This window comes from Leclercia barmai (assembly GCF_049312895.1).
In the GTDB taxonomy this organism is placed as follows: domain Bacteria; phylum Pseudomonadota; class Gammaproteobacteria; order Enterobacterales; family Enterobacteriaceae; genus Enterobacter; species Enterobacter barmai.
In genome coordinates this window covers 173,343-185,934 of sequence record NZ_JBMNWZ010000003.1, presented here as the reverse complement: position 1 = coordinate 185,934, position 12,592 = coordinate 173,343, and the positions used below count along the sequence as shown (strand labels likewise).

The window sequence follows — 12,592 nt, the reverse complement described above, 5'->3', positions numbered from 1 at the left end:
CAGGCTAAATTGCATGTCTAAATCCGTACAGTCCAACAGCGCGATGCTGGTTCATTTCACGCTGAAACTTGATGATGGCTCCACGGCGGAGTCCACCCGCAATAACGGCAAACCGGCGCTGTTCCGTCTGGGTGATACCTCTCTGTCTGAAGGTCTTGAGCAGCAGCTGCTGGGGCTGAAAGAAGGGGATAAAAAAACCTTCTCTCTGGAGCCAGATGCCGCGTTTGGCGTGCCGTCCCCGGACCTGATCCAGTACTTCTCGCGTCGTGAATTCATGGATGCGGGGGAACCTGAGATTGGGGCGATTATGCTCTTTACCGCTATGGATGGCAGCGAAATGCCAGGCGTGATCCGTGAAATCAACGGCGACTCGATTACCGTCGATTTCAACCACCCCCTCGCCGGGCGTACCGTCCATTTTGATGTTGAAGTGCTGGAAATCGACCCGGTACTGGAGGATGTGAATGCAGATCCTGTTGGCTAACCCGCGCGGCTTCTGCGCCGGTGTAGACCGCGCTATCAGCATTGTTGAAAACGCGCTGGAGCTTTACGGCGCGCCTATTTATGTCCGTCACGAAGTGGTGCATAACCGCTACGTGGTGGATAGCCTGCGCGCACGCGGGGCAATCTTTATTGAGCAGATCGACGAAGTGCCGGATGGCGCGATCCTGATCTTCTCCGCACATGGCGTCTCTCAGGCGGTGCGTAACGAAGCGAAAAATCGCGATCTGACCGTTTTCGACGCCACCTGCCCGCTGGTGACCAAAGTGCATATGGAAGTGGCCCGTGCCAGCCGCCGTGGCGAAGAGTCGATTCTGATTGGTCACGCAGGCCACCCGGAAGTGGAAGGGACTATGGGACAGTACAGCAACCCGGAAGGGGGCATGTATCTGGTCGAGTCCCCTGAAGATGTGCTGACGCTGAACGTCAAAAACGAAGCCAAACTGTCGTTTATGACCCAGACCACGCTCTCCGTGGATGATACGTCCGACGTTATCGATGCGCTGCGAAGCCGCTTCCCGAAAATCGTTGGCCCGCGTAAAGATGACATCTGCTACGCCACCACCAACCGTCAGGAAGCGGTGCGCGCCCTGGCGGAGCAGGCGGATGTGGTGCTGGTTGTCGGCTCGAAAAACTCCTCTAACTCCAACCGTCTGGCCGAACTGGCGCAGCGAATGGGGAAAGCGGCGTTCCTGATCGACGATGCTACCGACATTCAGGAAGCCTGGGTAAAAGAGGTGCAATGCGTTGGCGTGACGGCCGGTGCCTCGGCGCCGGATATTCTGGTGCAGAACGTGATTGCGCGTCTGCAGGAGCTGGGCGGCGGGGAAGCCATTCCGCTGGCGGGCCGCGAAGAGAATATCGTCTTCGAAGTGCCGAAAGAGCTGCGTATCGACGCGCGAGAAGTCGAGTAAGGTTTAAAAAATGCCAGTCACTTAATGACTGGCATTTTTTCATTCAGATAGTTGATCATTGCCCGCATTCTGGCTGGCATATGTTTGTTGCGCGTCCACAGCAGCCAGAGGTCGCCCGTATAGCTGCTGATAAACTCCCAAGCCGGCAGAACCTGCACAATCTCCCCTCGTTCCAGAGCCTCTCGCGCGGTAAACAGCGGTAAACTCCCGATGCCGACATGCTGTTTGACCGCATCCAGCCGCACGCCCGTGTGGTTAGCAGCGTAGCGTCCGTGCGTCTGGACGATCTCCGTTTTCCCCTGCAAGGTGAATTTCCAGCGTGAATCGGCCGGGGTTTCACCGAGCGAAATACAGCTATGTGCCCGCAGGTCGTGCGGATGCTGTGGCGTACCTCTGCGACGAAGGTATTCTGGCGTGGCGCAAATAACATGGGTTACCGGCATCAGCGGTTTTCCATACAGGCCAGGAGAGGGCGTCCTGGTGATGCGTAATGCCAGATCGACACCATCCTCGATCAGGTCCATGTAACGATCTTCCAGACGCAGGCAGACGTCAATTTGTGGGTAGCGCTCCAGGAACGCCGGGATCAGCGGATGGATCACAAACCGTCCTACGGCTTTCGGCACGCTCAAGGTGAGCTTTCCCTGGGCAACGGTTTGCAGACTGCTACCGGAATCTATTGCCTGTTGCGCCGCTTCCAGCATATCCAGCGCGTGTTCATAAACCGATTTTCCGGTTTCAGTAAGGGCCAGCTTGCGCGTGGTGCGGTGCAGTAACTTACATCCCATCTCCTTTTCGAGGCGTGAAACACAGCGGCTGATCGCCGAGGGCGTTGCTCCCGTAATACGGGCAGCCGTTGAAAAGTTGCCGTGCTCTATGATGGTCACGAAGGTAGCAAGATCGGGTAGGAGCGCAGGTTTCATTTGTGTCTGCCAGGCAATAGTGCATTGTTTGAAAGCAGGATTATCGATGCTTAAGTAATGAATATACTGTCAGGGTACAGAGGAGGACAACCATGACAGAACGACTTTATTACATAAGTGACGCGACAGAAGGCCACGCGAAGGTGGTCCGATGCACATCCGAGCCTGATGGCCGCTACGCCGTTGAGCTGGAGCGGACCCTTTTCCATCCGCAGGGTGGCGGACAGCCAGCGGATCGGGGTGCGATCGCGGGGATTGCGGTGGAGGGAGTGAGCCTGCGCGGGGAGACTGTTATTCACATTCTGGCTCAACCGCTTGCGCCAGGCGCGGTGGTGGAAATGCAGATCGATAAAAGTACGCGAGCGCGTCATTCCCGCTGGCACAGCGCAGGCCATTTGATTGGTTACGCCGGTGAGCGGTTTGGTTGGGAGCCAGTAAAAGCCCATCACTGGCCCGGTGAGGGACGAATTACTTTTATCCCCCGGGAGCAACAGATATCGATGCCTGATGCCAACGCGCTGCTCGCGATGATTAAAGGCTGGCAAGCAGACAACCTGCTTCTTTATACCGACATTGAAGCGGGCAGGCGCAAGGTTCGCTTTGGCGATCTTCCTGCCTATCCGTGTGGTGGAACGCATGTTAAACAGCTGGCTGAAACCGATGGGATGCAGATCCTAGGGCTGAAAATGAAAAAAGGGCAGCTGGTGGTGACTTATGCCCTCCATGAGCAGGCATAACAGGCGTGTGATTAACCCGACAAAGCGGGCGGCTTCTCAGGAGGATAACGGGTTAATCTGGTAAGCTTGCCATGTTGTTCTCCTCGGGCCGGAGATAAACATGAATCCTGACGTAATCCTGCCACCCCAGGTGGCGTGGGCCAGCGGTGTATTCGCTAATGCTCCACTGATCCGCAAGACGACACGCCTCGCCGATCTGCCAGACCTTTTCAGTGATAACAACGCATGGCGTGGCTGCGATCCGCAGCAGCGCCTCTATGACGTTGAAACGATCGACTCCCCGTCGGGTGAAGGGGCGCTGTACGTCGGCGTTACCCATCTGTATGCGGGCAAAATCGGTGACGAGTTTTTTATGACGCGCGGTCATTTTCACCAGCGCCGTGAACAGGGCGAGGTCTATTTTGGCCTGTGCGGACGCGGCCTGCTGCTGCTTCAGACGGCGTCCGGTGAGGCGCGCCTTGAGCGCGTGAAGCCCGGCTCTGTGCACATCATCCCCTCCTTTACTGCGCACCGTCTGATTAACACCGGCGATGAGACGCTTTCTGCGCTGGCGGTCTGGCCCAGCGTGGCCGGGCATGACTATGCGGCTTTGGCCGGTGGTTTTGCGCTTCGCGTATTTGCCTCTGACCATCACTTGCAGGAATGGGAGGCGCGCAATGATTAATTTCGGACTGGATATGACCATTGCGCATCGACCATTGGGCTTCAGCTACGGAGATGACGTTACCGGCCCGATGCCGGAAATTCGCACCCTGGATCAGATCCGTCCGTCGCTGCGCAATCCCGACTGCGAAGGGCCGGAGCAGGTTTATGCTATCGCGATGGACGTGGCGCGCCTGGCGGACAGGCAAGAGCTCGAAAAACGGATGCTGCTGTTTGGCGTGGTGACCTACGCCGCAGGCACGCTCGGCGATGAGCCGGTCCGCAGCCAGGGGCATGTGCACCGTATCAGCCAACACAGCGGATGGTCGCCCCCTGAGCTGTATGAAATCTGGCAGGGTAAAGCGATTATCTATATGCAGGAGTTTGTTGATGACGATCCGGGACGCTGCTTTGCGGTGCTGGCGGGACCGGGTGAAAAAGTGCTGGTTCCGCCCGGATGGGGCCATGCGACCATTTCAGCCTCTGCCGGGGAGCCGCTGACCTTTGGCGCGTGGTGCGATCGGGAATACGGCTTTGAGTATGACGCCGTGCGTGCGCGCAAAGGGCTGGCATGGTATCCCCTGGTTCAGGGCGATCATATTGTCTGGCAGCAAAATAGCCACTACAGGCCGGGGCGATTACAGATGATTACGCCGCGCGGTTATTCGGAATTCGGTATTACCGATGCCCCTATTTATCAGCAGTTTATCGACGATCCGGCGCGGTTTCAGTTTATCTCACGACCGGATAAAACCGCCGGGCTGTGGGAAAACTTCCATCCATAAAGTGACCGGGGCCTCGCCCCGGTTCTCTTATCCGGCGAACAAACCTGACGCCACGCCAAGCGCGGCCAGAACCAGCAGTAATAGCATGGCCTTAACCGGCGACACGCCGCGTTTTGCCATCAGATACCAGGTTCCCAGCACCACCGTCAGCGGAAGCAGCTGTGGGAAAATACCGTCCAGCATCTGCTGCACGTGAATGTTAACCCCGTCCCGGGTGATGAACTCCAGGCCGGTGCCGAGCTTCACGTAGCTGGCTGCCACGCCGCCCATAACGAACACCCCGAGGAGGGAGAGCGCCTCCCGAAGCCGGGTGGATTTACTGCTGACCAGCATCTCCACGGAGCCTGAGCCCATCTGGTAGCCTTTGAGAAACAGAAACCAGGAGCCGGGAATGATAATGGCCAGCCAGGCGACGGTGTAAAACAGCGGGCCGAGGATATTTCCGCCTGCCGCCAGCGCCATCCCGATACTTAGGAGGATCGGGATCAGCATGCCCGGGATCATAGAATCGCCGATGCCGGCGATCGGCCCCATCAGGCCTACCTTCAGGGTGTTAATGGTTTCACCATCAATTGGCTCGCCGTTGGCTTTTTTCTCCTCCAGACCCAGCACCATACCGTTGACGATCGCGCCAATTTGCGGCTCTGTGTTGTAGAACGACGCGTGACGGCGCAGCATTTCAGTGCGTTGAGCCGCATCAGGATAGAGCTTTTTTGCCACCGGCAGCATGCTCAGGCAGAAGCCGAAGGATTCCAGACGTTCAAAGCTCATGGAGGAGAGGTTATGCATCATCCACGCCCGCCAGCAGCGGCGCAGATCTCTGCGGGTAAGTTTATGTTCTTCCATCAGAATTCATCCTCGTCGTCAGCGACCGGCGCAGAAGCCACGGCCTGCGGCGTTTCAGGTTTGTAGTTGTAATGGATGAGTGCCAGCAGGGCGCCCACGATCACCAGCGCAACCATATTGAGTTTGAGAAATACGATGCAGACGAAGCCCACCAGGAAGTAGATGAGCATGGTATAGCTTTTGATGATCTGCTTAAGCAGGATGGCGATACCGACGGCGGGTAAAATACCGCCCAGCACGTTCATGGTGGAGAGGACGATCTGCGGCAGGCTATCCATAAAGCCGCTGATGTACTGCGCGCCGAAAAAGACGGCAATAAAGGTCGGGACAAAGCGCAGTACAAAGTTCATCGCCTGCGGCCAGATGGCGCTGTTGAGGTAGATCCCGCGCTCGTCGCCGTGCTCAAGCGCCACATCCGCCCGATGGTTCCAGAATGAGTTCAGTACCATCATCGCATTAAACAGAATGGTGCCAGCGATACCGATAGTGGCGGCCAGCGCCACCGCGACCTCTGGCCCTTTGCCGGAGAGGATCCCCAGCGCGATGGCCGGATAGGCCACGAAGTTTAAATCTGCTGGCATCGAGCCGCCGGGTGTCACCATCGCGATATAGACCGCCTGCACGGCTACGCCAATGATAATCCCGGTTTTGATATCGCCCAGGATCAGGCCAACCAGCATCCCGGAGATGAGCGGGCGGGAGATGAGATACCAGCCGCCAGTCAGCCCCAGAAGCCACGGGCTGCTGAGGGCGCCCAGATAACAGAGCAAACCAATTAACGCCGCTTCGATAATCATGATCCGCTCCTTATTTCAGCTTCAGTCTGGCGTCCTGCCAGCGGTAAAAACTGGCATCGGGAACCAGGCGAAATTCAATTTCGTGCCCCTGGCCGGTTAGCCACTCGAAGGCCGCGGCTTCCTCGTTCGTTACCGACTGATTCGGGCCGATGGTAATCGTGTTCGCCCGGGCGCTCATCGGCCCTACGTTAATTTTGCCATTGCTGTTTTTCAGGCTGATACCCGCCTGTTCAATGCGCTGTAGCGTGAGCGGCGATTTACCAATCACAAAATAGCGTTTCTCGCTGGCGATCACTTTTGGCAGTTTTTCAATGGCCGTTGCCGTATCAAAAAGCCACACTTTGGTGTCAGAGACGGCTCCTTTCATGACTGACGACAGCAGCGGATCGGCCGCAACGGCATCGTCAATGGCAACGATGCCGTCACAGGGCAGCTCCCTGGCCCAGCGTGTAATGAGCTGCCCATGGATGACGCGATCGTCAATACGTACAAAAGAAATACTCATATGCGGCTCCTCAAAAATCGTCTGTCTGTACAGACTCTGTCGGCGTTGCCTGAATCAGCGTCGGTAGAGTGAGTTCGATAAGTTGCGCGGCGGCGTGATGGACATCGCTTGCCGCCATCACTTCGTCGGTTTGCAGTAACATCGGGAAGTTGACCCCCGCCACCACGGCGACCGGGGGCCGCGTTTGTGGATTAAAGGCGACCTCGCACGCCACGTTCCACGGCGTGCCGCTTTGCATATCGCACAGCACCAGCACGCCGTCGGCATCGGCGCCCGCGGCTTTCAGCGTGGCGCAAAAATCCCGGCGAAAACCCTCAATTCCCGCCTGTTCGCTCAGGCAGACGGCGTGCACGCCGGGCAGGTCGCTGTACACCATCCGGCCACTCTCAAGCAGCGCGGCGGCAAGCGGGCCGTGGGTTGCAACTATAAAATGAATCATCGTTAGCTCCTCACCCAGGCTTTGATGGTGGCCAGCTGCTGTCCAGACGCGCTGGCGGCAGGCGAAATGCGGTATTCACCCACCCTTGCCGGGATAATGAAAGTTTCGGCGTAATGGACGGTAAACGGCGCGAAAGCGCCGGTAGGGCTGTCGACAATCGCTTCGTCGCCCTCAATAAGATTGAGCACATTCACACCACCCGCGGTGTTATGGATAACGGGTTCGCTAAACCAGTGGCGACGCGTTTCGATAAATTCACGCTCGTGCAGGCCGGTGCGTTCTTCGCGCCAGCGCTCTCCTTGCGCAATGGGTTCAAACTGATTCACCAGATGCTGATGGACCCACTGCGTGTCGCGCTGCCAGTCGATGACCTGTTCACCATGTTCCAGATGTACCGGACGCGGCAGGCCGTCCAGGCCCAGGCGGCCCCAGTCCCACAGTTTGAAGGTGAAGATGTATGGCGTGGCGCTGATCTCCAGCACCATTGTTCCAGCGCCGGAGCAGTGCACCGTACCTGCAGGGATCAGAAAATGGTCGTGTTTTTTCGCCGGGATCTGATTAACGAACCGGGCGTCATCAAAAGATTTTTCACCGCGCCCGGCACGCCTGAGGTCGTCCATCATTGCCCGGGGATCGGTACCGGTTTTGGTGCCCAGGTAGACCACGGCACCCGGCCCGGCTTCCAGGATGTAATAGCTCTCATCCTGGGTGTAGTGCATCCCAAACTGCTGCTGGATGTACTCGGTAACAGGGTGGACCTGGAAGCTCAGGTTCTGGCCACCGATGGTATCCAGGAAGTCAAAACGGATCGGGAACTCCGCGCCGAAACGCGCGTGAACTTTCTCGCCCAGCAGCGCACGAGGCTCAAGTAAAACCAGGTCCTGAGAGGGGATCTCGATCCGCACCGCGCCAAAACGCAGTAACAGGCTGTTCTCCTCGGGCACGCAGTCAAAACACCATGCGTAATTGGGTGCAGAGGGATCGAGATCGAATTGCTGTTTCATCCACTGGCCGCCCCAAACGCCGGGATCGAAAAATGGCACCACGCGAAATGGCTGAGCAGTGGTCTGGGTCAGCCCGGCCCGCAGCGCCTTGCCGGTGACCATCGCAGGAAGCGCTTTGCGGGTGGTATCCAGTAAAAAATCGGCGCGCCTGAGCAGGGGGGTTTTATGGCGATCGAAGACGCGCCACTCAACAAAAAAAGCCCGCTTGTAGCGACGAAGCATATCCTCGTGCTGATTCTCTGCCCCCCAGTTGCCCATCTCACCGCTGCGCATACGCTGCTGGATCTCCCAGCGCGGAAGATCGGCGTACACCAGCACGTCACCCGGATGAATAAGCGCCGCACCGGGGCCGTAAATGACAATCAGCCCTGCGGAACACTGGCTCACCTGAGTCTGCAATGCCTCCAGACGCGCGGCGTCAAAAAATTCAACCAGCTGGTGGCAGGAGAGCACGCCAAAGACGCGATCGTCGGTGAGGTTGCGGGCAATCATCTCATGGATGGCCTGCGCACCCTGTCGTGCCTGCCCGGCATTAATCGTCAGCGCCGGGCGTAGGCGCGGCAGCACGTTGTCTTCAAGTTCGGTCATGCGCACGCCCGGATAACAATCGATCACCAGTACGGTGCGGCTGCGCGGCTGGGTTTTTGCTTCAAGGGCATTGGTAATCGCCTCCCATCCTTGCCAGGCGCTGTCGTCATAACCCTGGATCGTCACCGTGGGGAATTTGTCGTAGGCAGTCATTTTATCCTCCATAATCGTGACTTAAGGTTATTCGATTAACCGCGTTTGAGAAGAGTGGTTAACGCGATTAACCCGCCATAAATGGCAATGTAATCCCGATCGGTAGCGGTAATGTGAAGAGACTCACAGGGAAAAATGCATAAAAAAGGTTATTCGATTAATCTTGTATGAAACGCAAGGAGACAGCATGACGGGAATGACACTGGCAGACGTCGCGAAACGCGCTGGCGTATCAACGGCAACGGTCTCAATGGTGCTCTGTAACAAAGGCCGTATTTCGCAAAGTACGCGCGAGCGCGTGCTAAAGGCGCTGGATGAAACGGGCTACGTCTATAACCAGACGGCGGCCAATTTACGTAATCGCCGCAGTAACCAGGTGGGTCTGCTTTTGCACGATATCACCAACCCTTTTTACGGAGAGATGACCGCAGGGCTAAGCCATGAAATGGAACGCCATGAGCTGCTGCTTTTTCTGGCCAACAGCGAGGAGTCCGCAGAGCGACAGCAAAAATTTGTCGATTCGCTGATGCGCAATAACGTGGGAGGGATGGTGCTGTGTGCGGCCCGCGAAACGCCGCAGGCTTTTTTTGATGGGCTAAAGCGGCGCAACATTCCGGCTATCATGGTTGTGCGCCCGCTGAAGGATCCGGATTTTGATTTTGTCGGAACGGACAACTTCCTGGGCACGCAGATGGCGACAGAGCATCTGCTCAGAATGGGCCATCGGCATATTGCGTTTATCGGGGGGAGCCAGAACTCGGGTTCGCGGGCGCAGCGTATCGGTGGTTTTACCAGCAAGCTGCTGGAATTCGGCGTGACGCCGAATCCTGCCTGGATCAGAACGTCGCAGGCCAGCCAGAGCGATGGCGCGCGCGTAGCGGAGGCGTTACTCCTTGAAAATCCAGAAATCAGCGCTGCAATTTGCTACCAGGATATTGTGGCGCTGGGGGTGATGCAAAGTTTACGCAAGATGGGCCGCGAACCGGGGCGTGATTTTGCGCTGATCGGCTTCGATGACATTACCGAAGCGGCTCTGGTCCAGCCGGCATTGACCACCGTGTCGGTGGCGGCAAAGGAGATTGGCCGCAAGGCGGGGGAGCTGCTGTACAGCCGCATCCAGGGCAATGACGAACCCGCCAAACGGATCATCCTGCCGCCTGCGCTGGTGGTGCGGGAATCATGCGGTTTTCGCTGACGATCATGTCTTTAACTGATATCTATCCCTGTTTATCATTAAATTCTAATTATTGGCGTTTTCTGTGGCGGCCTTTGCGAAGGCTGGTTAATCTGAAAACGGTTTACATCATTTTAACGTAAGAGAATAACTATGCATGATGCACAGATCCGTGTCGCCATTGCCGGCGCGGGTGGTCGTATGGGCCGCCAGTTAATTCAGGCGACATTGCAGATGGATGGCGTGGCGCTGGGGGCGGCGCTGGAGCGTGAAGGTTCCACGCTGTTGGGTGCCGATGCTGGCGAACTGGCGGGCGCAGGCAAGTCAGGCGTCACCGTCCAGAGCAGCCTTGAGGCGGTTAAAGACGACTTCGATGTCTTCATCGACTTCACTCGCCCGGAAGGCACGCTGCACCACCTGGCGTTTTGTCGTCAGCACGGCAAAGGCATGGTTATTGGTACCACCGGTTTCGATGATGCCGGTAAGCAGGCCATTCAGGATGCGGCAAAAGCGATCCCTGTCGTGTTTGCAGCCAACTTCAGTGTGGGCGTGAACGTGATGCTCAAGCTGCTGGAGAAAGCGGCGAAGGTAATGGGGGATTACACCGACATCGAGATCGTCGAAGCTCACCACCGCTACAAAGTGGATGCGCCGTCCGGCACCGCGCTGGCGATGGGCGAGGCGATTGCCCAGGCGATGGATAAAGATCTGAAAGAGTGTGCCGTCTATACCCGGGAAGGGCATACCGGTGAACGCGTTCCTGGCACTATTGGTTTTGCCACCGTGCGTGCCGGCGACATTGTTGGTGAACATACCGCCATGTTTGCCGACATCGGTGAGCGCGTTGAAATCACCCATAAGGCCTCCAGTCGCATGACTTTTGCAAATGGGGCTGTTCGTTCTGCAATGTGGTTGAAAGGCAAAAAAGATGGTCTTTATGACATGCGAGATGTGCTCGATCTCAACAATTTATAATCATAGTTACCCTTCGTGATGTGGTTATTGCAGTCGTAATTACTTGATTGCAGAGGGCAATAAATTATTGCCCTTTAATTTTACAAGCTTGAGGTATGTTTTTATTCCAAGCGCGATAAAAAATAACTTATACCATGATTTTTTGTTTCAATATTGTGAATTTTGACCAGATGGTCCACTTTTTCAGGCCGGGTCAGATGTTTTAACAACAAACTCGTCTCGCAAGCGTTTTCCTGAGTGATTTAGTTGATCTTTTTAGCCATTAATAATCCTCCGCCCGGTCAGTGACACGAAAACCACAAACAAAACCCACTTTTTAAGTTGACTTCTCCCGGGTAAATCTCCAGAATGCCGCCGTTTGCCGAAAATCCACTGGCAGCAGATTTGCATTGATTCAGACTGTGGTTATGAATTAATATGCAAATAAAGTGAGTGAATATTCTCTGGAGGGTGTTTTGATTAAGTCAGCGCTATTGGTTCTGGAAGACGGAACCCAGTTTATCGGTCGGGCCATTGGGGCAACAGGTTCGGCGGTTGGGGAAGTCGTTTTCAATACTTCAATGACCGGTTATCAAGAAATCCTCACTGATCCTTCCTATTCCCGCCAAATCGTCACTTTAACTTATCCCCATATCGGTAATGTCGGCTCTAACGCCGCTGATGAAGAGTCCTCCCAGGTACATGCACAAGGTCTGATCATTCGTGACCTGCCGCTGATTGCCAGCAACTACCGCAATACTGAAGACCTCTCTTCCTACCTGAAGCGCCATAACATCGTGGCGATTGCCGATATCGATACCCGTAAACTGACGCGTCTGCTGCGTGAAAAAGGTGCCCAGAACGGCTGCATCATCGCTGGCGACAACCTGGACGCGGCCCTGGCGCAAGAAAAAGCCAAAGCCTTCCCGGGTCTGAACGGCATGGATCTGGCAAAAGAAGTGACCACAGCTGAATCCTACAGCTGGACGCAGGGTAGCTGGACGCTGGCAGACGAACTGCCGGAAGCAAAAAAAGAAGAAGAGCTGCCGTTCCACGTGGTGGCCTACGACTACGGCGCCAAGCGTAACATCCTGCGTATGCTGGTTGACCGCGGCTGCCGCCTGACCGTTGTGCCGGCTAAAACCCCGGCAGATGAAGTGCTGAAGATGAATCCGGACGGGATCTTCCTCTCTAACGGCCCGGGCGATCCGGCACCGTGCGACTATGCTATCGACGCGATCAAGACCTTCCTTGAAACCGACATTCCGGTGTTCGGCATCTGTCTCGGCCATCAGCTGCTGGCGCTGGCGAGCGGTGCGAAAACCGTGAAGATGAAGTTCGGTCACCACGGTGGTAACCACCCGGTGAAAGATATCGACAACAACACGGTAATGATTACCGCGCAGAACCACGGTTTTGCCGTCGATGAAGCCTCCATGCCTGCCAACCTGCGCGTTACGCACAAGTCGCTGTTCGATGGCACCCTGCAGGGTATCCATCGTACCGACAAACCGGCGTTCAGCTTCCAGGGTCACCCGGAGGCAAGCCCAGGCCCGCACGATGCCGCGCCGCTGTTCGATCACTTCATCGAACTTATCGAGCAATACCGTAAGACCGCTAAATAATCAGG

The 12,592-nt window shown here is 56.3% G+C and carries 14 protein-coding genes; 8 read left to right on the top strand and 6 right to left on the bottom strand.

Going from position 1 to position 12,592, the window contains the following annotated elements:
* The first annotated feature begins 13 nt into the window (after nt 1–13).
* Both fkpB and ispH read left to right on the top strand, forming a co-directional pair.
* Nucleotides 14–484 (top strand): FKBP-type peptidyl-prolyl cis-trans isomerase, encoded by a 471-nt coding sequence (gene fkpB, locus ACOYA6_RS13525; RefSeq protein ID WP_138370401.1) that lies wholly within the window; start codon nt 14–16, stop codon nt 482–484.
* Nucleotides 465–1,415, top strand: a complete 951-nt coding sequence (ispH, locus tag ACOYA6_RS13520; protein WP_039030429.1) for a 4-hydroxy-3-methylbut-2-enyl diphosphate reductase — start codon at nt 465–467, stop codon at nt 1,413–1,415. Before fkpB ends, ispH begins: the two co-directional genes overlap by 20 nt.
* 17 nt (nt 1,416–1,432) lie before the next feature.
* Here the strand turns inward: ispH and ACOYA6_RS13515 are convergent, their stop codons facing one another.
* Nucleotides 1,433–2,338: a LysR family transcriptional regulator gene (locus ACOYA6_RS13515; RefSeq protein WP_039030428.1), complete on the bottom strand. Its 906-nt coding sequence runs from the start codon at nt 2,336–2,338 to the stop codon at nt 1,433–1,435.
* A 92-nt stretch (nt 2,339–2,430) separates the two neighbouring features.
* Here ACOYA6_RS13515 and ACOYA6_RS13510 point away from each other — a divergent pair, with 92 nt between their 5' ends.
* The 3 genes from ACOYA6_RS13510 (at nt 2,431) to ACOYA6_RS13500 (ending at nt 4,502) form a co-directional block, all read left to right on the top strand.
* Nucleotides 2,431–3,075: an alanyl-tRNA editing protein gene (locus tag ACOYA6_RS13510; protein WP_422654835.1), complete on the top strand. Its 645-nt coding sequence runs from the start codon at nt 2,431–2,433 to the stop codon at nt 3,073–3,075.
* Between the two features lie 100 nt (nt 3,076–3,175).
* A complete protein-coding gene (locus ACOYA6_RS13505) occupies nt 3,176–3,739 on the top strand; it encodes a glucose-6-phosphate isomerase family protein (protein WP_039030426.1) in 564 nt (187 codons plus the stop codon).
* Nucleotides 3,732–4,502, top strand: coding sequence for a glucose-6-phosphate isomerase family protein (locus ACOYA6_RS13500; protein ID WP_138370405.1), 771 nt, complete (start codon nt 3,732–3,734; stop codon nt 4,500–4,502). Before ACOYA6_RS13505 ends, ACOYA6_RS13500 begins: the two co-directional genes overlap by 8 nt.
* 27 nt (nt 4,503–4,529) lie before the next feature.
* Here the strand turns inward: ACOYA6_RS13500 and ACOYA6_RS13495 are convergent, their stop codons facing one another.
* The 5 genes from ACOYA6_RS13495 to ACOYA6_RS13475 are packed head-to-tail and all read right to left on the bottom strand — an operon-like array spanning nt 4,530 to nt 8,834.
* Nucleotides 4,530–5,348: a PTS system mannose/fructose/sorbose family transporter subunit IID gene (locus ACOYA6_RS13495; protein ID WP_422654834.1), complete on the bottom strand. Its 819-nt coding sequence runs from the start codon at nt 5,346–5,348 to the stop codon at nt 4,530–4,532.
* A complete protein-coding gene (locus tag ACOYA6_RS13490; RefSeq protein WP_039030423.1) occupies nt 5,348–6,145 on the bottom strand; it encodes a PTS mannose/fructose/sorbose/N-acetylgalactosamine transporter subunit IIC in 798 nt (265 codons plus the stop codon). The genes ACOYA6_RS13495 and ACOYA6_RS13490 overlap by 1 nt, the downstream gene beginning before the upstream one ends.
* A gap of 10 nt (nt 6,146–6,155) precedes the next feature.
* Nucleotides 6,156–6,650, bottom strand: a complete 495-nt coding sequence (locus ACOYA6_RS13485) for a PTS sugar transporter subunit IIB (RefSeq protein ID WP_039030422.1) — start codon at nt 6,648–6,650, stop codon at nt 6,156–6,158.
* Between the two features lie 10 nt (nt 6,651–6,660).
* Nucleotides 6,661–7,089 (bottom strand): PTS sugar transporter subunit IIA, encoded by a 429-nt coding sequence (locus tag ACOYA6_RS13480; RefSeq protein ID WP_422654833.1) that lies wholly within the window; start codon nt 7,087–7,089, stop codon nt 6,661–6,663.
* Between the two features lie 2 nt (nt 7,090–7,091).
* The gene (locus ACOYA6_RS13475; RefSeq protein WP_422654832.1) at nt 7,092–8,834 is read right to left on the bottom strand and encodes a class I mannose-6-phosphate isomerase; all 1,743 of its coding nucleotides are present in this window, start codon (nt 8,832–8,834) and stop codon (nt 7,092–7,094) included.
* Nucleotides 8,835–9,021: 187 nt separating this feature from the next.
* Here ACOYA6_RS13475 and ACOYA6_RS13470 point away from each other — a divergent pair, with 187 nt between their 5' ends.
* The 3 genes from ACOYA6_RS13470 to carA all read left to right on the top strand — a co-directional run bounded on the left by ACOYA6_RS13470 (nt 9,022) and on the right by carA (nt 12,587).
* Complete coding sequence (locus tag ACOYA6_RS13470) at nt 9,022–10,029, top strand: LacI family DNA-binding transcriptional regulator (protein WP_039030419.1); 1,008 nt, start codon at nt 9,022–9,024, stop codon at nt 10,027–10,029.
* A gap of 132 nt (nt 10,030–10,161) precedes the next feature.
* On the top strand, nt 10,162–10,983 hold the full coding sequence (gene dapB / locus ACOYA6_RS13465; RefSeq protein WP_138370411.1) for a 4-hydroxy-tetrahydrodipicolinate reductase: 822 nt from the start codon (nt 10,162–10,164) through the stop codon (nt 10,981–10,983).
* A 455-nt stretch (nt 10,984–11,438) separates the two neighbouring features.
* Nucleotides 11,439–12,587, top strand: coding sequence for a glutamine-hydrolyzing carbamoyl-phosphate synthase small subunit (gene carA, locus ACOYA6_RS13460; protein WP_039030417.1), 1,149 nt, complete (start codon nt 11,439–11,441; stop codon nt 12,585–12,587).
* Nucleotides 12,588–12,592 lie beyond the last annotated feature (5 nt).

Excerpts from the sequence above, each read along its gene's own strand:
- fkpB (WP_138370401.1), top strand. The coding sequence starts at position 14 with ATGTCTAAATCCGTACAGTCCAACAGCGCGATGCTGGTTCATTTCACG.
- ispH (WP_039030429.1), top strand. The coding sequence starts at position 465 with ATGCAGATCCTGTTGGCTAACCCGCGCGGCTTCTGCGCCGGTGTAGAC.
- ACOYA6_RS13515 (WP_039030428.1), bottom strand. The coding sequence starts at position 2,338 with ATGAAACCTGCGCTCCTACCCGATCTTGCTACCTTCGTGACCATCATA.
- ACOYA6_RS13510 (WP_422654835.1), top strand. The coding sequence starts at position 2,431 with ATGACAGAACGACTTTATTACATAAGTGACGCGACAGAAGGCCACGCG.
- ACOYA6_RS13505 (WP_039030426.1), top strand. The coding sequence starts at position 3,176 with ATGAATCCTGACGTAATCCTGCCACCCCAGGTGGCGTGGGCCAGCGGT.
- ACOYA6_RS13500 (WP_138370405.1), top strand. The coding sequence starts at position 3,732 with ATGATTAATTTCGGACTGGATATGACCATTGCGCATCGACCATTGGGC.
- ACOYA6_RS13495 (WP_422654834.1), bottom strand. The coding sequence starts at position 5,348 with ATGGAAGAACATAAACTTACCCGCAGAGATCTGCGCCGCTGCTGGCGG.
- ACOYA6_RS13490 (WP_039030423.1), bottom strand. The coding sequence starts at position 6,145 with ATGATTATCGAAGCGGCGTTAATTGGTTTGCTCTGTTATCTGGGCGCC.
- ACOYA6_RS13485 (WP_039030422.1), bottom strand. The coding sequence starts at position 6,650 with ATGAGTATTTCTTTTGTACGTATTGACGATCGCGTCATCCATGGGCAG.
- ACOYA6_RS13480 (WP_422654833.1), bottom strand. The coding sequence starts at position 7,089 with ATGATTCATTTTATAGTTGCAACCCACGGCCCGCTTGCCGCCGCGCTG.
- ACOYA6_RS13475 (WP_422654832.1), bottom strand. The coding sequence starts at position 8,834 with ATGACTGCCTACGACAAATTCCCCACGGTGACGATCCAGGGTTATGAC.
- ACOYA6_RS13470 (WP_039030419.1), top strand. The coding sequence starts at position 9,022 with ATGACGGGAATGACACTGGCAGACGTCGCGAAACGCGCTGGCGTATCA.
- dapB (WP_138370411.1), top strand. The coding sequence starts at position 10,162 with ATGCATGATGCACAGATCCGTGTCGCCATTGCCGGCGCGGGTGGTCGT.